Annotated in this window: 19 protein-coding genes; 6 read left to right on the top strand and 13 right to left on the bottom strand. The window is 65.9% G+C overall.

The window, feature by feature from the left end; all coding sequences use genetic code 11:
• Positions 1-2: 2 nt before the first annotated feature.
• The 3 genes from tldD to J2S32_RS11700 all read left to right on the top strand — a co-directional run bounded on the left by tldD (position 3) and on the right by J2S32_RS11700 (position 2,939).
• Positions 3-1,424 (top strand): metalloprotease TldD, encoded by a 1,422-nt coding sequence (gene tldD / locus J2S32_RS11710; RefSeq protein WP_253521572.1) that lies wholly within the window; start codon positions 3-5, stop codon positions 1,422-1,424.
• Between the two features lie 73 nt (positions 1,425-1,497).
• Entirely contained in the window at positions 1,498-1,908 is a 411-nt protein-coding gene (locus J2S32_RS11705; protein WP_253521570.1) for a hypothetical protein, read from the top strand.
• A gap of 65 nt (positions 1,909-1,973) precedes the next feature.
• Complete coding sequence (locus tag J2S32_RS11700; RefSeq protein WP_253521568.1) at positions 1,974-2,939, top strand: oxidoreductase; 966 nt, start codon at positions 1,974-1,976, stop codon at positions 2,937-2,939.
• Here the strand turns inward: J2S32_RS11700 and J2S32_RS11695 are convergent.
• From J2S32_RS11695 to guaA, 4 genes are read right to left on the bottom strand one after another with little or no spacing between them, the layout of a single operon-like run.
• On the bottom strand, positions 2,936-4,228 hold the full coding sequence (locus J2S32_RS11695; RefSeq protein ID WP_253521566.1) for an NRAMP family divalent metal transporter: 1,293 nt from the start codon (positions 4,226-4,228) through the stop codon (positions 2,936-2,938). The two genes, J2S32_RS11700 and J2S32_RS11695, sit on opposite strands and share 4 nt — an antisense overlap.
• 37 nt (positions 4,229-4,265) lie before the next feature.
• Positions 4,266-4,967: an endonuclease III domain-containing protein gene (locus tag J2S32_RS11690; RefSeq protein WP_253521564.1), complete on the bottom strand. Its 702-nt coding sequence runs from the start codon at positions 4,965-4,967 to the stop codon at positions 4,266-4,268.
• 3 nt (positions 4,968-4,970) lie between these two features.
• Positions 4,971-5,834: a DMT family transporter gene (locus J2S32_RS11685; protein ID WP_253521561.1), complete on the bottom strand. Its 864-nt coding sequence runs from the start codon at positions 5,832-5,834 to the stop codon at positions 4,971-4,973.
• On the bottom strand, positions 5,825-7,399 hold the full coding sequence (gene guaA, locus J2S32_RS11680; RefSeq protein ID WP_253521558.1) for a glutamine-hydrolyzing GMP synthase: 1,575 nt from the start codon (positions 7,397-7,399) through the stop codon (positions 5,825-5,827). Before guaA ends, J2S32_RS11685 begins: the two co-directional genes overlap by 10 nt.
• Positions 7,400-7,609: 210 nt before the next feature.
• Between guaA and J2S32_RS11675 the strand changes: the two genes are divergently transcribed.
• Entirely contained in the window at positions 7,610-7,915 is a 306-nt protein-coding gene (locus tag J2S32_RS11675; protein ID WP_253521556.1) for a UrcA family protein, read from the top strand.
• A 398-nt stretch (positions 7,916-8,313) separates the two neighbouring features.
• On the opposite strand, the gene J2S32_RS11670 is transcribed toward J2S32_RS11675, so the two are convergent.
• Genes J2S32_RS11670 through J2S32_RS11660 form a run of 3 tightly spaced genes read right to left on the bottom strand, consistent with a single transcriptional unit; the run spans position 8,314 to position 11,983 of the window.
• A complete protein-coding gene (locus J2S32_RS11670; protein ID WP_253521553.1) occupies positions 8,314-9,867 on the bottom strand; it encodes a class I adenylate-forming enzyme family protein in 1,554 nt (517 codons plus the stop codon).
• 32 nt (positions 9,868-9,899) lie between these two features.
• Entirely contained in the window at positions 9,900-10,604 is a 705-nt protein-coding gene (locus J2S32_RS11665; protein ID WP_253521549.1) for a ZIP family metal transporter, read from the bottom strand.
• Positions 10,598-11,983, bottom strand: coding sequence for an L-serine ammonia-lyase (locus J2S32_RS11660; RefSeq protein ID WP_253521547.1), 1,386 nt, complete (start codon positions 11,981-11,983; stop codon positions 10,598-10,600). The genes J2S32_RS11665 and J2S32_RS11660 overlap by 7 nt, the downstream gene beginning before the upstream one ends.
• A gap of 128 nt (positions 11,984-12,111) precedes the next feature.
• On the opposite strand from J2S32_RS11660, the gene gyrB reads away from it, so the two are divergent.
• Both gyrB and J2S32_RS11650 read left to right on the top strand, forming a co-directional pair.
• The gene (gyrB, locus tag J2S32_RS11655; RefSeq protein ID WP_253521544.1) at positions 12,112-14,634 is read left to right on the top strand and encodes a DNA topoisomerase (ATP-hydrolyzing) subunit B; all 2,523 of its coding nucleotides are present in this window, start codon (positions 12,112-12,114) and stop codon (positions 14,632-14,634) included.
• Between the two features lie 4 nt (positions 14,635-14,638).
• Positions 14,639-15,733: an AI-2E family transporter gene (locus J2S32_RS11650; protein WP_253521541.1), complete on the top strand. Its 1,095-nt coding sequence runs from the start codon at positions 14,639-14,641 to the stop codon at positions 15,731-15,733.
• Here J2S32_RS11650 and J2S32_RS15855 read toward each other — a convergent pair whose 3' ends face one another.
• The 6 genes from J2S32_RS15855 to J2S32_RS11620 all read right to left on the bottom strand — a co-directional run bounded on the left by J2S32_RS15855 (position 15,734) and on the right by J2S32_RS11620 (position 21,037).
• Positions 15,734-16,360 (bottom strand): hypothetical protein, encoded by a 627-nt coding sequence (locus tag J2S32_RS15855; RefSeq protein ID WP_253521538.1) that lies wholly within the window; start codon positions 16,358-16,360, stop codon positions 15,734-15,736.
• 71 nt (positions 16,361-16,431) lie between these two features.
• Positions 16,432-17,235 carry a DUF1295 domain-containing protein gene (locus tag J2S32_RS11640; RefSeq protein WP_253521535.1) on the bottom strand — a complete coding sequence of 268 codons (804 nt, stop codon included), beginning with the start codon at positions 17,233-17,235 and terminating at the stop codon, positions 16,432-16,434.
• On the bottom strand, positions 17,232-17,858 hold the full coding sequence (locus J2S32_RS11635; RefSeq protein WP_253521532.1) for a 1-acyl-sn-glycerol-3-phosphate acyltransferase: 627 nt from the start codon (positions 17,856-17,858) through the stop codon (positions 17,232-17,234). The genes J2S32_RS11640 and J2S32_RS11635 overlap by 4 nt, the downstream gene beginning before the upstream one ends.
• Positions 17,859-17,932: 74 nt before the next feature.
• Positions 17,933-19,543 carry a carboxyl transferase domain-containing protein gene (locus J2S32_RS11630; protein ID WP_253521529.1) on the bottom strand — a complete coding sequence of 537 codons (1,611 nt, stop codon included), beginning with the start codon at positions 19,541-19,543 and terminating at the stop codon, positions 17,933-17,935.
• Between the two features lie 10 nt (positions 19,544-19,553).
• A complete protein-coding gene (locus tag J2S32_RS11625; RefSeq protein WP_253521527.1) occupies positions 19,554-19,859 on the bottom strand; it encodes an alkylphosphonate utilization protein in 306 nt (101 codons plus the stop codon).
• Complete coding sequence (locus J2S32_RS11620) at positions 19,856-21,037, bottom strand: isovaleryl-CoA dehydrogenase (protein ID WP_253521524.1); 1,182 nt, start codon at positions 21,035-21,037, stop codon at positions 19,856-19,858. The genes J2S32_RS11625 and J2S32_RS11620 overlap by 4 nt, the downstream gene beginning before the upstream one ends.
• Between the last annotated feature and the right edge of the window lie 119 nt (positions 21,038-21,156).

Below are 21,156 nucleotides of genomic sequence, written 5' to 3'. Positions count from 1 at the left end.
GCATGACGCCAGCGACCGACCCGCACGCCCTGCTCTACAACCAGCTCGATCCCGAGGAAGCCAAGGCGCTCACCGCGCGTCTGCTGGCCCCCTGCGACGATGGCGAGCTCTACCTGCAATTCATGGCGAGTGAGAGTTTCGCTTTCGATGACGGACGGCTCAAGACCGCCGACTACAGCCGCGATTCGGGCTTCGGCCTGCGCGGCGTGTCGGGCGAGACGACCGGTTTCGCGCATGCCAACGAGATCAGCGCCGCCTCGATCGCCCGCGCCGGCGAGACGCTGCGCTTGCTCGACGCCACCACCTCGCCGCATGCCGCCCCGCCCGAGCGGACCAACCGGCATCTCTATACCGATGCCAGCCCGCTCGACCTCGTGCCCTTCGCCGAGAAGGTCGCGCTGCTCGAGAAGATCGATGCGGTGGCGCGCGCCAAGGATCCGCGCGTGGCGCAGGTCAATGCGAGCCTGTCGGCCAGCTGGAGCGCAATCGACATCATCCGCGCCGATGGGTTCACCGCGCGCGACCTGCGCCCGCTGGTCCGCCTGAACGTCAGCATCGTGGCCGAAGCCAACGGCCGCCGCGAAACCGGCAGTTTCGGATTTGGCGGACGCTATCTTTACGACGATCTGTTCGACGAGGGGCGCTGGATGCGCGCGGTCGACGAAGCGGTCCGCCAGGCGCTGGTCAATCTCGATAGCGTTGCCGCCCCGGCGGGCGAGCAGACCGTGTTGCTTGGCCCCGGCTGGCCCGGCGTGCTGCTGCACGAAGCGGTCGGCCACGGGCTCGAGGGCGATTTCAACCGCAAGGGCACCAGCGCCTTTGCCGGGCGCATCGGCGAACGCGTCGCCGCCCCCGGCGTCACCGTGATCGACGATGGCAGCATGACCGATCGCCGCGGATCGCTGAGCATTGACGACGAAGGCACGCCGACGCGCGAGACCGTGCTGATCGAGGACGGCATCCTCAAGGGCTATATGCAGGATCGCCTCAATGCCCGCCTGATGGGTGTCGAAGCGACCGGCAACGGGCGCCGCCAATCCTATGAACATGCCCCCATGCCGCGCATGACCAACACCTTCATGCAGGGCGGCAGCGACGATCCCGAGGAATTGCTCAGCCGCGTCGACGACGGCATCTATGCCACCAGCTTCGGCGGCGGGCAGGTCGATATCGTCAGCGGCAAGTTCGTCTTCGCCTGCACCGAGGCTTACAAGGTCGAAAAGGGCAAGGTGGTCGCGCCGATCAAGGGCGCAACGCTGATCGGTGACGGCCCGACCGTGCTGACCAAGGTGCGCGGCATCGGCAACGACATGGCGCTGGATGAAGGCGTCGGCATGTGCGGCAAGGGCGGGCAGAGCGTGCCTGCGGGCGTCGGCCAGCCGACCCTGCTGGTCGATGGCATCACCGTGGGCGGAACCGGCTGACCCACGCGCGCGTCAACTCAGCGCAGGTTCAGGCGGTGTGATACAGTATCCGCCGCTCATCAGGAGACTCGCCATGTTCAAGCCGCTTGCCATTGCCACTGCCGCGCTCGGCCTGCTTGCCGCGCCCGTCCAGGCCGACGAAACCGAGGAAATGACCCGCGGTGAGGCCGAACTCGCCAAACTGCTCGAAGGCCGCGTTGCGGGCGAACCGCGCGACTGCATCCGCACCATCGGCAGCCGCAATATCAACCAGATCGACGGCACCGCGCTGACCTATCGCGACGGCGACACCATCTGGGTCAATTACACGCGCAATCCCGAGAGCATCGACGAGAGCGAAGTGATGGTGATCAAGCGCTTCAGCGCCACCAGCCTGTGCCGCACCGACCAGATCGAACTGGTCAGCCGCACCGGCGGCTTCCTCAGCGGGGTGATCTTCCTCGACGAGTTCATCCCCTATGCGAAGGTCGACGCCGAGGGCTGATCGCCCCCAAGGGTAGCCAGCCCGTTATCCGGGGGGCATAGCTCTCTTTTTTCGAGGAGAGCCCAATGACCAGCCCGCAAGCCCCCGTGAATTCGCCCTTCGGCTATCGCTCCACCGCGCGCGAAGTGGTCGAGGGCGTGGATCTGGCGGGCAAGACCGTGGTCGTCACCGGGGGCTATTCGGGCATCGGCACCGAAACCGTCCACGCACTGGCCGGGGCCGGAGCGCAGGTAATCGTCGGCGCGCGGCGACCCGACCAGGCCGAGGATGTCCTCGAAGGGGTGAGCGGCGATATCGCCATCCTGCCGCTCGACCTGTCCGATCCCGCCTCGATCGATGCCTTTGCCGAGGAGGTCGCGGAGGAAACCGCGACCATCGACATCCTCATCAACAATGCCGCGATCATGGCCAGTCCGCTGGCGCGCGATGCGCGTGGCTACGAGATGCAATTCGCCACCAACCATCTGGGCCATTTCCAGCTCGCCGCGCGGCTATGGCCATTGCTGCTGGCTGACGGCGGTGCGCGGGTCGTGGCGCTGTCCTCGATCGGGCACCGGCTCAACGGGCTTGACCTCGACGATCCCAACTTCGAGCGCCGCGACTATGACAAGTGGCTGGCCTATGGGCAGGCCAAGTCGGCCAACGCATTGTTCGCGCTCCAGCTCGACAAGCTGGGCGAAGCGCAGGGCGTGCGTGCCTTTGCCGTCCATCCGGGCGGAATTGCGACCCCGCTCCAGCGCCACCTCACCATGGAAGAGCAGCGCGCGATGGGTTGGTATGACGAGGAAGGCAATGTCCACGAAGCCTTCAAATCGACCGAGGAAGGCGCGTCGACCAGCGTGTGGTGCGCGGTCTCGCCGTTGCTCGAGGGCAAGGGCGGCGTCTATTGCGAGGACTGCGACATCGCGGTCCCCGCCGATCCCGAAAACCCGCGCGCGGGCGGCTGCTGGCCGCATATCCGCGACGAGGACTTGGCAAAAGCGCTGTGGCGCAAGTCGGAAGAACTGACCGGGGTAGCCTTTCCCGATTAAAGCACCGCGCGGCGCATGACCGCGCGGCCCGTGAACACGCCGAGCAGGGCAAAGGCGGGTAGCATCAGGCCCGGGTCGGGCAGATCGAAGCCGAACAGCGTCGCCGTAGCGCGCGCCAGCGCGGTCAGGCCGAGCATGGCGGCAACCCCCACCACCAGCAGGCCGAAGCCATTTGCCAGCGGGCCGTTGACCCGCTCGCCCAGCAGGCCTGCGTCGTTCATCGCTGCAAGCAGGAACAGCGCGACCAGCGGCAGCAATATGCCGTTGAAGGCCTGCGCGGCGAGGATGGCCGGAGCGGGGCGTATCTCGGCCAGCCCGAAGCCAAGGCCGACTAGCAGCACCGCGCCCCAGACCGCGCGGAAACGCCAGCCACGGGCCTGCCACCGCGGGTCATCCGCCTTGCCGAACAGCCCACGCGCGGTGAGCGCGGCTGCCAGCGGGGCTGTGACCGCGGATGAAATGCCTGCCGCGAGCAGCCCGATCCCGGCGCCCGTCCGCGCCCAGCCGCCAACCCGTTCATCGAGCACATCGCCCAGCGCCTCGAACGAAAACTCGCCCACCAGCGCCGTGCCGACCACCAGGATCGCCGCAGTGATCACCACGCCGAGCCCGACCGAGATCGCAAGACCAAAGCGCATGTCCCCCAGCCCCTGCCCGCGCGCCAGCGCCGCGCCGAGAAACAGATTGTAGGGGACCACCGTCGTCCCCACCAACGCCAGCACCGCGAGCAGCGCGGCAGGATCGTCGGCAAAACCCGGTGCCGGGACAAGGCCCGCCAGCAGCACGGTGGCGGGCGGCGCCAGCGACAGCGCGACGAGCAGGAAGCCGCCCCCCATCAGCGCGACGAACACCGCCATGAGCCGCGCAACGCTGTGCGGCGATCCCGCCAGCAGCAACAGCGCAGCCGCTGCCGCCAGACCCAGCGTAACGCCTGTCCGCGGCCCGTCGAAGGCGAGCATCGCCCCCGCCGCGCCGCCGAGGATATTGCCCGCTTCATAGGCCGCGCAGCCCAGCAGGATCGCGCCGCCGACCAACAGCAGCGTGGCCACATGCGCAAAACCTGTCGGGTATCGGCGCCGCAGCACGGTCGCCAGATCGTCGCCCGTGGCGACCGCCAGCCGCCCGGCAAATTCCTGGAGCGTGAAGGTGGCGATGCCCGAGAAGAGGATCGCCCACAGCAGCGCCGCGCCGGTGTTCGCCCCCGCGCTGGCAGCCGCCGTGACCGTGCCCGGCCCGATGAATGCCGCCGCGATTGCGGACCACAGGAGGATCGAGCCGATACGCTTCATTGCCGCCCCTTGTGGCGCAAGCTGGCACGCGCCGCAATCAGGCGCGGCGGCGACCCGTCTCGCACAGCGCCTGCGCGGGGCAATTGGGGCAGTCGGGGGCTGAGGGGCGGCACCAGGTCTGGCCGAGCTTCTTCATCAGCAGGTGATGCTCGTCGAACTGCGCGCCCGACCAGTCCTCGGGCATGGCGGGCATGATCGCGGCGAAAGCGCGTGCGGTACCGGCCTTGGGCGGGACGAGCCCCATGCGCTGGAGGATACGCGTGTGATGCCCGTCGAGCACGATGGCGCGGCGGTCGAGCGTGCTGGCGTTCATCACGCCCGCGGCGATCTTGCGCCCGACACCGGGGAGCTGTTCGAGCCAGTCCATCGCCGCTTCGGTGTCCAGCTCGGCGAGATGCGCGAGGTCTACCGCGCCGCACAGGTCGATGAGCGCCGCAAGGCTCGCCTGCAGGCGCTTGGCGGCGACATTGGGGTAGGTCTGCGTCGCGAGCTCGGCCTGCAAGTCTTCAAGCGGCGCGGTGGCCACCGCCTCCCAGCTGCCCCAGCGCTGCAGCAGCCGGTCGGTTGCGGCGTTCGAGATCTCGGACTTGGTCCGCGCGCCAATCACGCCTTGCACCAGCACCCATTCGGGCTGGCGCCATTCGGCGGCCACGCGTTCGATATGTCCGAAGCGCTGGACCAGCAGCGCCTGCAGGCGGCGGAGCGTCTCGGTGCGCGGATCGGGACCCAGCGGCAGCATCGGTCAGCGCCGTAGCGTCAGGCCGATGCCGGTCACGATCAGCACCCCGGCAACGATCAGTTCACTGGTCACCAGTTCGTCGAGCAGGGCGATGCCGCCCAGCGCCGCGACCAGCGGCGTGGCCAGCTGGACGGTCGCCAGCGTCGCCAGTCCCAGCGATGGGGAAACGCGGTTCCAGATGACGTAGCCGAGCCCCGACGTGACCGCACCCGACAGCATCGCGAGCAGCAGACCGGGGGTTTCGGGCATCGTCATGTCGAATGCCAGCAGCGGCAGCGCGAGCACCGCACCGATGACAAAGCTGCGCGCCGTATAGCGGCCCGCGCCGGCGGACGCCCGCCCGATCATCGTATAGGCACCCCACGCGATCCCGGCGACCGCCATGAATGCGGATGGCAGCAATCGTCCGCCCTGCACTTGCGGAACCAGCAGCACCGCCAGACCCGCAAGCGAGAGCACCAGCCCCGTCCACCCGAGCCAGCCCACCCGTTCGCCGCGCGCCATGCCGGCCAGCAGGATCGTCGCCTGGACGACGGCGAACAGGATCAGCGCCCCCGTCGCCGCGGGCAGCTCGACATAGGCCCAGGAAAACATCACGACATAGGCGAACAGGCTGAGCCCGCCGCCAAAATTCCATGTCCCGCCGCGCCCCAGCAGCAGCGGCGCGAGGACGATCGCCCCGGTCGCCAGCCGGACCGCCGAGAAGGCAATCGGCGTGATTCCCCCTCCGGCGAGTGCATAGCGCGCGATGAGCGAATTGCCGGCAAAGGCCAGCACCGCGAGGCTGGCGAGGACCAGAACCGTCGCGAGCCCGAACGGGCGCGCAGCCGCAGCCGGTGCGCGCGGTTTCCCCGCGCTTATTCCCACTCGATCGTGCCGGGGGGCTTCGACGTATAGTCGTAGACCACCCGGTTGATGCCCTGCACCTCGTTGATGATGCGGGTCGCGACGCGGCTGAGGAAGGCGCTGTCGAAGGGATAGATATCCGCGGTCATGCCATCGGTGCTGGTCACCGCGCGCAGGCCGCAGACGCTGTCATAGGTGCGGCCATCGCCCATCACGCCGACCGTCTTGACCGGCAGCAACACGGCAAAGGCCTGCCAGATCGCATCGTAGAGCCCGGCGTTGCGGATTTCCTCGAGATAGATCGCATCGGCCTTGCGCAGGATATCGCAGCGCTCCTTGGTGACTTCGCCGGGAATGCGGATCGCGAGGCCGGGCCCCGGGAAGGGATGCCGCCCGACGAAGATCTCGGGCAGGCCCAGTTCCCGGCCCAGTTCGCGGACCTCGTCCTTGAACAGTTCGCGCAAGGGTTCGACCAGCTTCATGTTCATGCGTTCGGGCAGGCCGCCGACATTGTGGTGGCTCTTGATTGTGACCGAGGGGCCGCCGGTGAAGCTGACGCTTTCGATCACATCGGGATAGAGCGTCCCCTGCGCGAGGAAATCGGCGCCGCCGATCTTCTTCGCTTCGGCTTCGAACAGGTCGATGAAGGCACCGCCGATGAACTTGCGCTTCTTTTCGGGGTCCGTCTGGCCCGCGAGACCGCCGAGGAACATCTCCTCCGCATTCACATGCACCAGCGGGATATTGTAATGGTCACGGAACAGCGTGACGACCTGCTCGGCCTCGTTCATCCGCATCAGCCCGTGGTCGACGAAGACGCAGGTCAGCTGGTCGCCGATCGCTTCGTGGATGAGCACTGCGGCAACCGCCGAATCGACTCCGCCCGACAGGCCGCAGATGACCTTGCCGTCACCCACCTGCGCGCGGATTTCCTCGATCTTGGTGCGGCGAAACTCGGCCATGGTCCAGTCGCCCGCGAGCCCGCAGACATGGCGCACGAAATTGGCGAGCAGCTTGCCGCCATCGGGCGTGTGGACCACTTCGGGATGGAATTGCGTGCCGTAATACTGGCGCTTCTCGTCAGCGATGACCGCGAAGGGCGCGCCGTCGCTGGTGGCGACGATGCCGAATCCGGGGGCGAAGCGGGTGACCTTGTCGCCATGGCTCATCCACACCTGGTGCCGCTCGCCGGTCTGCCACAGCCCGTCGAACAGCGCGCACTCTTCCGACACGGTGAGATAGGCGCGGCCGAATTCGCCGCCTTCGCCGGTTTCATGCCCGGGGCGAACCTCGCCGCCGAGCTGTTCGGTCATCACCTGCTGGCCATAACAGATGCCGAGGATCGGCAGGCCGCTGTCGAACAGCACCTGCGGCGCGCGGGGGCTGCCTTCGTCGCATACGCTGGCGGGCGAGCCCGACAGGATGATGCCCTTGGGCTGGAGCCGGTGGAACGCCTCTTCTGCCTGGGTGAAGGGGGCGATTTCGGAATAGACCCCCGCCTCGCGCACGCGGCGCGCGATGAGCTGGGTGACCTGGCTGCCGAAATCGACGATCAGAATGGAATCGGGGAGGTGTTCTGCCTGCATGGGTCCCGATAAGGGCAGCGCGCGTCGCCTGTCCAGCATTCGCAGCGCTGCTGCCGGTCATATCGCGCGGGCCGCGGCGAAGATGCATCGCTTACAACGTATCGTCGCGTATTTTGCACTTGCGAACACTTATGTTGCGATGCACAATCGCGATCAAGAACAAGGCCGAGGATGCCTGAAGAGCGATAACCTTTACCCCAGGAGACGCTCATGAAGTATCACCAGTTTCTCGCCGCCAGCCTCGTCGCTGCCGCACTCGTCCACACCCCGGCGCAGGCCGAACGCAGCGAAGTCAGCATCGAAGTCGCATTCAACGACCTCGACCTGCGCGATCCCGACCAGGTCGAAGTCCTGCGCGAGCGCGTTGCCGATGCCGCCGAAGCCGCCTGCACGCATCCCGACGCGCTGTCGGTCAACGCCTTCTCCTATGATCGCCGCTGCAAGGCTTCGCTGGTCGCATCGGCGCGCAAGATGATCACGCTGAAGACCTCGGCAAAGCTGGCGCAGGCTCGCTAAGCGACTTTCCTGCACGCGCGACTGCAGGATATTCCGGTGCCGCCATGACCTCGGTCTTGGCGGCACCGCTCGTTTTGAGACGGGACGGCAGAGGCGCGAAAGCTTGGTTGCGCAAATCGCAACATCTTTCAAAGTTTTCTCACTTTCGTTCGCTGACGAGTAAGATTATTACACGCCTCACAGCCGGACGGTGAACCCTGACACTCCCGTCCCGGACGATTTACAGAAGCGTCGGCCCCCCAAGCAGCCGCGTTTCTGGCCTTCCTCGCCACGGCGGCCGGCCACCGGCCCTCCGCACCGGCGAGGCGATATGGCAGCGAGTAGAGACGCGGCCGCCGACATTCCTCTCCCTCCCCCCAAGAAGTCGGCGCCGCGTCTCGAAGCGCTGCGCCACCCGCTCAGTCGGGCAGGCCGCGCCGATCGGCCTCTTCGCGCAGATCGGTCTTGAGCAGTTTGCCGATATGGCTGCGCGGCATGTCCGCGATCCTATGGAGCTGCGCCAGCCGCTGGGTCTTGCCGAGCCGCGCATTGACCGCTTCGCGAATCGCTTCGCAATCGCGCGCGTCATTCGCCAGCGTCACGAACCCGACCGGGGTTTCGCCCCAGCGCGCGCTGGGCACGCCGATCACCGCGGCCTCGACCACATCGGCTTCCTTGGACAATTCATCCTCGAGATCGACCGGGAAGATATTGAACCCGCCAGAAATGATCATGTCCTTCGCGCGGCCGACCAGTTCGACGAAGCCGTCGGCATCGACGCGGCCGATATCGCCCATGCGCTGCCACACATCGCCGGTTTCCGGGTCGGTCCAGTAGCCCTCGCGCGTCTTGTCGGGCTGGTTCTTGTACCCCGCCATCATCGTCTGGCTGCGTCCGATCAGATTGCCCGGCGTACCCGGCACGACCGGCTGGTCCGCATCGTCGAGCACCTTGAGTTCGCTGCCCGGCGCCGGGCGGCCCACCGTATGCAGCTTGTCGGGAAACTTGTGCGCCTCGAGCAGGCAGACAACCCCGCCCTCGGTCATTGAATAGATCTCGATCAGTGCGCCCGGCATGCGCACCAGCACCTCGCGCTTCAATTCCGCCGGGAAAGGCGCGGAGGTGCAGTATTTGAGCTGCATGGCGGACAGGTCGAATTCGTCGAAGCGCGGCTCTTCCATCAACCGCCGGTACTGCACCGGGACCAGCATGGTCGCGGTGGTCCGGTCCGCCTGCGCATATTCGAGCCAGCGCAGGGCATCGAACTTGCGCATCACGCGCACCGTCCCGCCCGCCAGCAGTGGCGGCAGGAACGCAACCATGGTGGTATTCGAATAGAGCGGCGTCGAGGCGAGCGTACGGACGGGCAGGCCGCCCTCCAGCCAGCTCGATGCGGTGCTGGCAAATTGCCGCCAGCGCATCTGGTGCGAATGGACGATGCCCTTGGGGACGCCGGTCGTGCCCGAAGAATAGATGATGTTGAAGGGATCGCCCGGCTGCGGCTGGAATTCGGGCGCCTGCGCGCCTGCGGGCGCCATCCACTCGGCAAGTTCCTCGTCGAGCACGATCCGCGTCATGCCCGGGAAGCAATCCTCGCCCAGTTCCGCCAGCTTTGCGCGGTCGATGAAGATATGCTGCGCACCCGAATCGCGCGCCATGCCCGCCAATTGGTCGGGACTGGCGCTGGTGGTCAGCGGCGCTGCCACCCCGCCCGCGCGCACCGCGGCGAGGAACACCAGCGCATAGGGGATCGAGGAATAGCCGAGGATCGCCACCGCCTGCCCCCGCTCCAGCCCGTCCGCGACGAGCCGTGCGGCGATCCGCTCGACCCGGTCGCCAAGCGCGGCCCAGCTCAGCTCGCCCTCGTCGTCCCGCATCGCGATCTGGCTGTCCAGCGCGGCGGCATTGGCGGCGATGATGTGCGGAAAGCTGCCGAAAGTTTCGGCCAGCGCTGCTCTTTGTGTCTCTCCCATGCGGCGCACCCTATCGCGGCGCGCTGCGCTGTCTAGCTGCCAGCGAGGCTGCCAAGCGAAAAGGCGAGGATGACGCCCAGCGCGGTGGCAACCCCCGCCCAGTGGCGATCCTCGCGGAACGCCTGCGGGAAGACTTCGGTCGCAAGGCTTGCGACCACTGCCCCGGCGGCAAAGCAGCGGATCACCGCCAGCGTGCCTTCGCCGACCCCGGCCAATGCGAGATTGCCGATGATTGCCGCTAGCGCGAGCAACGCTGCAGTGCCGATCCACAGCAGCATCACGGTGCCTTTGGAGCGCCCGTCGGAGGTCATGGCGCGCGCGCCGCCCGCGGCTTCGGGCAGGTTGGACAGCAGGATCGATCCCGCAAGCGCGGCAACTTCCATCCCGCCTGCACCGATTAGCGCGACACCCAGCGCAAGATTCTCGGGGATCCCGTCGAGCGTGATCGCCGCCAGCAGGCCGCCGCCGCTATTCGAGCCCCATTTTTCGTCGATCAGATAGTCCGCCACGGCAAAGACGATCGCCCCGGCCCCCACGCCGAGCATGGCGTGGAACACGCTGCTCTTGGCGATCGAGGGTTCGATCAATTCGCTCGTCACCGACAGCAGCAGCGCGCCGCCGGCGAGTGCGACGAGGAACCCTTCGACGCGGGTGGGGAGCTTGCCGTATATGCCCCATGCCGCCCCGGCGACCAAAGCGCCCGAAACCACCAGCACCACGACGAGCAGCATCAGCATTCGATCACATTGACCGCGAGCCCGCCCTGGCTCGTTTCCTTGTATTTCGAGGACATGTCGAGACCGGTCTGGCGCATTGTTTCGATCACCTGGTCGAGGCTGACGCAGGTCTCCGCCTCGGTCCGGTGCAGCGCGAGCCGTGCGGCATTGACCGCCTTGACCGCGCCGATCGCATTGCGCTCGATACAGGGCACCTGGACCAGCCCGCCGACCGGATCGCAGGTCAGGCCGAGATTGTGCTCCATCCCGATCTCCGCCGCACAGGCGACTTGCGCGGGCGAGGCCCCCCACAGCGCCGCCAGTCCCCCGGCAGCCATCGAGCAGGCCACGCCCACTTCGCCCTGGCACCCCATTTCCGCGCCCGAAATGCTCGCGCGCTGCTTGTAGAGCAGCCCGATCGCGCCGGCGGTCAGCAGGAAGGTACGGCGGCTGTCGCGGCACGGGCCGTCGCCGGTGGTCGTGCAATAGAAGCGAATGACCGCGGGGATGATCCCCGCAGCGCCATTGGTCGGCGCGGTGACCACACGCCCCCCGGCGGCATTCTCCTCATTGACCGCCATCGCATAGCAATTGAGCCAGTCGAACAATTGTTCGCGCTCGTTCGATAGCGGGTTGGCGGACAGCTTGTCCCACAGGTCGGGTGCGCGCCGCGCCACCTTGAGGCCGCCGGGCAGGATACCGCGCTGGTGCAGGCCGCGATCGATACACTGGTCCATCGCGGCGGCGACACGGTCGATCCCCTCGAGCGTTTGCTCGCGCGGGCGGAAGCTGTCTTCATTGGCGAGGATCAGCTCGGCGATCGGCAGATCGGTCTGCGCGCAGGCGGCCAGCAATTCCTCCGCCGAACCGAAATCATGCGGCACCCGCGTGCCCGTATTGATCCGGTCGTCCTTGGGCTTGCGCTGCAATTGCGCTTCGGAGGCGACGAAACCGCCACCGGTCGAATAATAGGTCCGCTGGGACAACCGCTCCCCGGCCGCATCGAAGGCCGCCAGCTTCATCCCGTTGGGATGCAGGTCGGGAATGATATGCCCGGCAAGATCGATATCGGCCGCCGGGTCGAAAGCGATCTCGCGTTTGCCCCCCAGCACCAGCCGCCGACCCTCGCGCACCCGCTTGAGCGCGGCCGCGGCGTCGTCGGGACAGGTCGTGTCGGGCGCGAAGCCGATCAGGCCGAGAATGCTCGCATCGAGCGTGCCATGTCCGACGCCGGTCAGCGCGAGCGAGCCCTGCAATTCCACCGTGATGCGCGCCGTCCTGTCGAGCTTGCCCGACTTGGCCAGCGCCCGCACGAAGGTGCGCGCGATCCGCATCGGCCCGACCGTATGCGAGGACGAAGGACCGATCCCGATCCGGAAGATGTCGAGCACCGATAGCATGGCCGCGAGATGCGCCTTTGCCGCTTCGAAATCAACCGGTTGCAGTCGAAACCGGAGCAGCGGCAATCTGTGGGTAAAATCGCCCGCGAAACTTTGGAAATCCGCCTTCGAACGCCTATATGCTCACTATGGACGAAACCCCTGAAAACACGGGCGCCGAAGCGCCGAAGAAACCCGGTTATGGCGCAGATTCGATCAAGGTCCTCAAGGGCCTCGACGCGGTCCGCAAGCGCCCCGGCATGTATATTGGCGATACCGATGACGGTTCGGGCCTCCACCACATGGTGTTCGAGGTCTCGGATAACGCCATCGACGAAGCGCTGGCGGGGCATTGCGACCTCGTCCTGATCGAACTCAATGCCGATGGCTCGGTCTCGGTCGAAGACAATGGCCGCGGCATCCCGGTCGACATGCACAAGGGCGAAGGCGTCTCCGCAGCCGAGGTCATCATGACCCAGCTTCACGCGGGCGGTAAGTTCGAGAACACCAGCGACGACAATGCCTACAAGGTGTCGGGAGGCCTGCACGGTGTCGGCGTATCGGTGGTCAACGCGCTGTCCGAATGGCTCGAACTGACGATCTGGCGCGACGGCAAGGAACACTGGATGCGCTTCGAGCATGGCGATGCGGTCGCAAGCTTGCGCGTCGTGGGCGATGCCCCGCGGGTCGAACAGAACCCCGACGAGGACGGCTTCAAGAAGGGCACGCGCGTCACCTTCAAGGCGTCCGAAAATACCTTCAAGAACGTCATCGAATTCGACTTCGAAAAGCTCGAGCACCGCTACCGCGAGCTCGCCTTTCTCAATTCGGGTGTGCGGATCCTGCTGCGCGACAAGCGCCACGAGGAAGCGCAGGAACACGACCTGTTCTACGAAGGCGGGATTGCCGCCTTCGTCAAATATCTCGACCGCAACAAGCAGCCGCTGGTCGCCGAACCGATCGCGGTGAGCGCGGAAAAGGACGGCATCGGCATCGATGTCTCGCTCGAGTGGAACGACAGCTATTACGAAAACGTCCTCACCTTCACCAACAACATCCCGCAGCGCGACGGCGGCACGCACCTCGCCGCGTTCCGCACCGCGCTGACGCGCACGCTGAACAATTACGCCAGCGCCAGCGGGATGCTGAAGAAGGAGAAGGTCTCGCTCTCGGGCGAAGACATGCGCGAAGGCCTGACCGCGATCGTTTCGGTCAAGCTGCCCGATCCCAAGTTCTCCTCGCAGACCAAGGACAAGCTGGTCAGTTCCGAAGTGCGTTCGCCGCTCGAAAGCCTGATGGGCGAGAAGATGAGCGAATGGCTGGAGGAAAACCCCGCCGAAGCCAAGGCGATCATCCAGAAGGTGATCGACGCCGCCGCCGCCCGCGAAGCCGCGCGACGCGCGCGCGAAATGAGCCGCAAGGGCGCGATGAGCATCGCCTCACTGCCGGGCAAGCTGGCCGACTGCCAGGACCGCAACCCCGCGAACTGCGAACTCTTCCTGGTCGAGGGCGATTCGGCAGGGGGCAGCGCCAAGCAGGGCCGTGACCGCAAGACGCAGGCGATCCTGCCGCTCAAGGGCAAGATCCTCAATGTCGAGCGCGCGCGCTTCGACCGGATCATTTCCTCAAAGGAAGTGGGCACGCTGATCCAGGCGATGGGCACCGGGCTGCGCGACGAATTCGATCTCGAGAAGCTGCGCTATCACAAGATCGTGATCATGACCGACGCCGATGTCGACGGCGCGCATATCCGTACGCTGCTGCTGACCTTCTTCCACCGGCAGATGCCCGAGATCGTCAAGGCCGGGCACCTCTTCATCGCGCAGCCGCCGCTGTACAAGGTCGCGCGCGGCAAGAGCGAAGTCTATCTCAAGGACCAGGCCGCCTACGATCGCTATCTGATCGCGCAGGGCCTCGACGGGCGCATGCTCGAATCGCAGAGCGGATCGACCCACGCCGGCGGCGAACTCGAAGCGCTGGTCGACCATGGTTTGCGGATGCGCAATATGCTCGGCTTCGTCCCGCGCAAGTACAAGACCGATTTGATCGAGGCGATGGCGCTGGCGGGCGCATTCGAACCGGATGGCGACCGCCGCTCGGCGCTCGACCGGGCCGCCGCGCATCTGCAGATGGGCGATCCCGAAGCGCGCTGGAGCGCCGAGATCGGCGAAGACGGCAAGGTCCGTCTCAACCGCATCTGGCGCGGAGTGACCGACGTCCACGAGATCGACCCGGCTTTCCTCGACAGCGCCGAAGCGCGCAAGCTGCACCGCATCGCGCAGGATTTCGCCGACGTCTACACTTCGCCCGTGCGGCTCGTCCGCAGCGGTGCCGCGGAGCCGGCGGAAGAGGTCGACAGCAGCGATGTCGAGGAGGACGCACCGATCCTCGCCGATGATGCGATCACCCTGCCGACCCAGCTGCTCGAGACGGTCATGGCGGCCGGCCGCAAGGGCCAGAAGATCCAGCGCTACAAGGGCCTGGGCGAAATGAACGCCGAGCAATTGTGGGAGACCACGCTCGATCCGGACAATCGCGCGCTGCTGCAGGTCAAGGTCGAGGATGCCGACGTCACCGACGAGATTTTCACCCGGCTGATGGGCGATGTGGTCGAACCGCGCCGCGAGTTCATCCAGAACAACGCGCTCAACGTGGCCAATCTGGACGTCTGACGCGGTGGGCGGGGGGCAGTCGACATCGGCGACCGAGCGGGGCGGTTTCCTGCTCTTTCTCGGTTTGGTCTCGCTTGCGCTGCTGGCGGTGGTTCTGCCATTCCTCACCCCGATGCTGTGGGCGGCGCTGGCGGCCATCATGTTCCAGCCGCTTTACCGCTGGTTCCTCGTGCGGCGGCCCGACAAAGAAACGCAGGCGGCATTGGCCAGCCTCGTGGTGATCCTGTTCGCGGTGGTGCTTCCGGCGCTGTGGATTGGCAGTGCGGTGGTCGAGGAGGCGGCCGGCCTCTATGTCGCCTTCCGCGAAGGCAATATCGACGTATCGATGTATTTCGCACAGATATTCGCCGCACTCCCGACCAATATCCAGGCTTCGCTCGACAGCGCAGGCTTTGGCGATTTCGGCGAGGTACAGGCTCGCGCGACCGCGTTTGTGCAGGCGAGTCTCGGCCTGATCGCGACCCAGGCGATCGCCTTGGGCGGAAGCGTGTTCGGGTTCGTCCTGTCCTTCGCAATCGCGCTGTATGTCGGCTTCTTCCTGCTGCGCGACGGACGCGCAATCGGCCAAGCGATCATCGCCGCGCTGCCGATGGAGCGGCAGGTCGCCAACCGGCTGGCCGAACGCTTCCTCACCATCGTGCGCGCGACGATCAAGGGATCGGTCGTGGTCGGGCTGGTGCAGGGCGCGCTGGGGGCGCTGACCTTCTGGATCGTCGGCCTTCCTTCGGTGCTGCTGCTCGGCGTGATCATGGCGATCGCCTCGCTGCTGCCCGCATTGGGCCCGGCGATCGTCTGGGTGCCCGCCGCGATCTACCTGCTCGCCACCGGCGCGCTGTGGGAAGGCGTGGTAGTGATTGTTTCCGGCGTCGCGCTGATCGGGATGGCAGACAATGTCCTGCGCCCGATCCTGGTGGGCCGCGATACCGGTATTCCCGACTGGCTGATCCTCGTGACGACGCTTGGCGGCATCGCGCTCATGGGGCTGTCGGGGATCGTGGTCGGCCCGCTTGTCTGCGGCCTGTTCCTCGCCGCCTGGGGCATTTTCGCCGAACAGCGCGAACCCGCAGTCCCCCCAACGGAGCCGAACAAAGCGGCTTGATTACGCCGCGCGGATGTCGTTCGTTCCGCGCGCGCCGCCATCCTTTGCATCGAGACCACCGAAGATCGCGCCCACGATCAGGGCCAGCTTTTCTTCGGTCAGCCGGTCGTCGATCATGGCGATCATGTAGGGCTGCAGATAGCAATTCACCATCTGGTTGATAATCGACATCGCGGTGTCGACCTCGAGCCCCTCGAGGTAACCGTCGGCCTGCGCTTCGGCGATCAGTTCGCACAGGTAGTGGTCGCCGAGATCGATATAGCTGCGCGCATATTCGAAATAGCGCTGCCCCATCTCGACATAGAGGTTGAAGGTCGCGGGATCGTCGCGGAAATTCTGCTCCAGCAAGCGGAACCGCCGCGCGAAGAATTCATACATTTTGCGGGGCGGCGGCAGGTCGGAGGCCATCACCTCGTCCATCACCCGCAGCTTGGGCGCGAACCATTCGGCGGTAATCGCCTCGAACAGATCGCCATCCCCGGGAAAGACCGAATCGACCCGCGCCCGCGCAACGCCGAGTTCGGCGGCCAGCCGCGCCCGCGACACTTCCTCGCCGGTGCGCTCCATCAACGCCATCGCCTCGCGCGCGAAGCGGCTGCGCAGTTCGTCGATTTCGTTCTCGCTCACGCTCGCGCGCTCCCCTCTCGTCCTGCGCCGCAAATAGGGGCGCAAGGGCGCGGGTTAAACCCCCTGCGGGATCAGCCCGAGGATTTCTTGGGCGGGAGCGGGAAGAAGGCAGAGGTCCGCTCCCTGTAATCGGCATAGCCGGGACGCGAGTTTTTCATGCCGCGTTCGAGCAGCGGACCGCCCGACCACCTGGTCAGCGTGAAGGTCAGGAACAGCGGCCCGATCACCGTCGCGGCGGCGACCCACCAGCCGGCCGATGCGGCGGCGATCCAGATGCCCCACCAGACGCAGGCGTCGCCGAAGTAATTGGGGTGACGGGTATAGCGCCACAGGCCGCGGTCCATCACCTTGCCCGCATTCGCGGGATCGGCCTTGAACCGGGCGAGCTGCCAGTCACCGACCCATTCGAAGAGGATGCCCACCGTCCACAGCGCCAAGCCGATCAGTGCCAGGCCGCTGATCGGCACCATCCAATTGGCCTCGAGAATGCCGTATTGCGCGGGGCTCGAAACGATGAACAGCAACACCGACTGACCCATAAACACCTTAGTCAGGGCGGCCAGCGCGAAACGCCCCTTTGCGCGGTCTTTCGCGAGGATGCGCGCGTAACGCTTGTCCTCGCCCTCGCGCCGCCAGCGTAGCAGCAGATGGACGCACAGCCGCAGCCCCCAGATCACCGCCATCGCCATCAGCAGCGTGGCCAGCGGGCCGGGTTCGTACAGCCGCAGCCAGCTGACAAATGCCATCAAGGTCATGCCGCCGCCCCAATAGGCATCGACAAAGCTGACATCGTCGATCTGCACCGCGACCACCCACAGGATGATCGCCATGCCGAGCAGGATCGCTGCATTGGCCAGCAGTGCTTCGACGATCATGTCCCGTTCTCCTCGATCAGTTGCAGCGCCTGGCGTTCGAGCACCTTGAAGCGCTCGAACTCGGGCAACTTGGCGCGCATGAAACGCGCGATTTCCAGCAGTGTCTCGCCATAATTCGCACTCGGGATGATCGCCGGTCCGAAGCCGACGATCCGGCGCGTGTTGCACACCCAGGCTGGAACGATCGGCACATTGGCGGCGCGGGCGATATTGTAGAACCCCGATTTCCATTCGCCCATGGAACTGCGCGTGCCCTCCGCCGCGATCACCAGCGCGAGCCGGTCCCGGCGCGCAAATTCGTCCGCGACCTGCTCGACCACATTGGCGCGCTGCGTCCGGTCGATCGGAATGCCGCCCATATCGAGCATGAAATTGCGCATCACGCCCTTGAACAGCGTGTGCTTGCCCATGAAGGCGGGTTCGATCCCCTCTGCGGCGGTGGCGCCGGTAAAGAAAACGAAATCCCAATTGGACGTATGCGGAGCGCCGGCGATAACGAATTTGGGGATGTCGGGCAGATGCCCGTCGAGCGTCCATCCGCGCCAGCGATAGATCGCCAGAATGATCCGCCGCACGATACGCGACAGGATCGAACGCTTGCGGCGCGGCCTGGCTAACGACACTTCACTCTCCCCGGTGATCCGACCTAGCAGCTACGCGAGGGAAAGCGATAGGGATGCAGCGGTTTTCCCGCCGATCACATGCGGAACACACCGAATTGCGGATGCTCGGGGATCGGCGCTTCGAGCGTCGCGGCCAGCGCCAGCCCGAGCACGTCGCGCGTCTGCACCGGATCGATCACACCGTCGTCCCATAGCCGCGCGGTGGCGTAATAGGGATTGCCTTCATCCTCGTATTTCTGGCGGATTGGGGCCTTGAATTCCTCGGCCTGTTCCGCCGTCCAGCTATCCGCGTCGCGGTGGACGGTAGCGAGCACCGAGGCGGCCTGTTCGCCGCCCATCACCGAGATGCGCGCATTGGGCCAGGTGAACAGGAAGCGCGGGGAGTAAGCCCGCCCGCACATGCCGTAATTGCCCGCACCGAAGCTGCCGCCGATGACTACGGTGAGCTTGGGCACACTGGCAGTGGCGACTGCCGTGACCAGCTTCGCGCCATGCTTGGCGATGCCTTCGGCCTCGTATTTCCCGCCGACCATGAAGCCCGAGATGTTCTGCAGGAACAGCAAGGGGATACGCCGCTGGCACGCGAGCTCGATGAAATGCGCGCCCTTCTGCGCGCTTTCGGAGAACAGCACGCCGTTGTTGGCGAGGATCGCCACCGGCATGCCCCAGATATGCGCGAAACCACATACCAAAGTGCTGCCGTAATGCTGCTTGAACTCGTGGAACTCGCTGCCGTCGACCAGCCGGGCGATCACTTCATGAACGTCATAGGGCGCGCGGACATCGTCAGGCACCAGCGCATAGAGGTCCTCGGCATCGAATTTCGGCGCGCGCGGATCCTGTGTCGTCATGGCCCGTGCGGCGGCGTGATTGTCGCCCAGATGGCTGACGATATCGCGCACGATGGTGAGCGCGTGCTCGTCGTTCTCGGCCAGATGGTCGACCACGCCCGATTTTCGCGCATGCAGATCGCCGCCGCCGAGGTCCTCGGCGCTGATTTCCTCGCCCGTCGCGGCCTTCACCAGCGGCGGACCGGCAAGGAAGATCGTGCCCTGTTCGCGCACGATCACCGTCTCGTCGGACATCGCCGGGACATAGGCCCCGCCCGCGGTACAGCTGCCCATCACGCAGGCGATCTGCGGAATACCCAGCGCGGACATGTTCGCCTGGTTGAAGAAAATGCGCCCGAAATGGTCGCGGTCGGGGAAGACCTCCGCCTGGTGCGGCAGGTTCGCCCCGCCGCTGTCGACGAGATAGATACACGGCAGGCGGTTCTCCTGCGCGATCTCCTGCGCGCGCAGGTGCTTCTTGACCGTCATCGGGTAGTAGGTGCCGCCCTTCACGGTAGCATCGTTGCACACGATCATCACCTGGCGGCCCGACACACGCCCGATCCCGGCGATCAGCCCTGCGCCGTTGATTTCGTCTTTGCCGTACATGCCGTTCGCGGCCAGTTGCCCGATTTCGAGAAAGGGGCTGCCCGGGTCGAGCAGGCGCTCCACCCGCTCGCGCGGGAGCAGCTTGCCCCGCCCGACATGCCGCTCGCGGCTGCCTTCGGACCCGCCAAGCGCGGCTGCGGCGACGGCCGAACGCAGTTCCTCGGCAAGCTCCTTATTGTGTTCGAAGCGAGCCTTCGCATCGGGCGCCTCGCGGTCGAGCGTCGAGGTAAGAACGGGTGCGGTCATTCGTCTGGCCCTAGCGCTTCTTCACAAACTCGGCACGCAGGACGAGGCCCTTGATACCGGGATATTTGCAGTCGATTTCCTGTTGGTCGCCGGTCAGGCGGATCGATTTGATCAGCGTACCCTGCTTGAGCGTCTGTCCCGCGCCCTTGACGTCGAGATCCTTGATCAAAGTCACCTGGTCGCCGTCGGACAGCACATTGCCCACCGCATCGCGTACTTCGACGCGGTTCGCGGCAGCCTGCTTTGCCGCGAGCTCGGACGCGGGCATCCATTCGCCGCTGTCCTCGTCATAGACATAGTCTTCGTCGGCGCTCACCCCGCCGCCCCAATGAGCTCGCGGCCGATCAGCATCCGCCTGATCTCGTTGGTCCCTGCGCCGATATCGAGCAGCTTGGCATCGCGCATGTAGCGTTCCACCGGCCAGTCCAGCGTGTAGCCCGCCCCGCCCAGTGCCTGGACGCTTTCGGCTGCCACACGAAAAGCGCTCTCGCTCGAATAGAGGATCACGCCCGCGGCATCGAAGCGCGTCGTCTGGTCCGCATCGCAGGCCTTGGCGACCGCATAGGTATAGGCCCGGGCGGTTTGCAGCGCGACATACATATCCGCCACCTTGGCCTGCATCAGCTGGAAGCTGCCGATCGGTTTGCCGAACTGCTTGCGCTCGCGCAGGTAGGGAATGACCGTGTCGAGACAGGCCTGCATGATCCCCAGCTGGATGCCCGACAGGACCACGCGTTCGTAATCCAGCCCGCTCATCAGCACGCCGACGCCGCCGTTCAGCGGCCCCATCACGCGGTCTTCGGGCACGAAGCAATCGTCGAACACCAGTTCGGCGGTCGGGCTGCCGCGCATGCCGACCTTCTCGATCTTCTGGCCGATGGAGAAACCTGCATCGTCCTTCTCGATCAGGAAGGCGGTGATCCCGCGCGAACCAGCGCTGCCGTCGGTCTTGGCATAGACCACCAGCGTATCGGCATAGGGCGCATTGGTGATCCAGAACTTGGTGCCGTTGAGAATGTAGCCGTCCACGCCGTCGCGCGAGGCGGCTTCGGCCTTCAACTTCATCGAGACCACGTCCGAACCCGCCGAGACTTCGGACATGGCAAGGCTGCCGACATGTTCGCCGCTTACCAGCGGGGCGAGATACTTGGCTTTCTGCTCGGCATTGCCCCAGCGGCGGATCTGGTTGACGCAGAGGTTGGAATGCGCGCCGTAGCTGAGGCCGAGCGAGGCCGAGGCCCGGCTGACTTCCTCGACCGCGATGACGTGTTCGAGATAGCCGAGACCGAGCCCGCCATCCTCTTCGCTCACGGTGATGCCATGCAGGCCCAGCTCGCCCATCTGCTCCCACAGCTCGGCGCGAGGGAAATAATCCTCGCGGTCGATCTTCTCCGCCAGCGGGGCGATCTGTTCATCGGCGAAGCGGGCCACGCTGTCGCGGATCATCTCGGCGCTTTCGCCAAGCTGGAAATCGAAATCGGGGGTCGCGCGCATGCTCTCTCCTTGGGGGCTCGCGAAAATTCGGCTGCGGGCGGGCCGATAGCCGAGCGCGCAGCACGGGGCAAACCGAATAGGCTGGCTTTACCCTCTGTCACTGGTAAATACTTTACGCG

The sequence above is a fragment of the Qipengyuania citrea genome (genome assembly GCF_024171405.1).
Classification (GTDB): Bacteria; Pseudomonadota; Alphaproteobacteria; order Sphingomonadales; family Sphingomonadaceae; genus Qipengyuania; species Qipengyuania profunda.
Note: the sequence above shows the minus strand (reverse complement) of the source record. Positions and strands in the feature narration are given on the sequence as shown.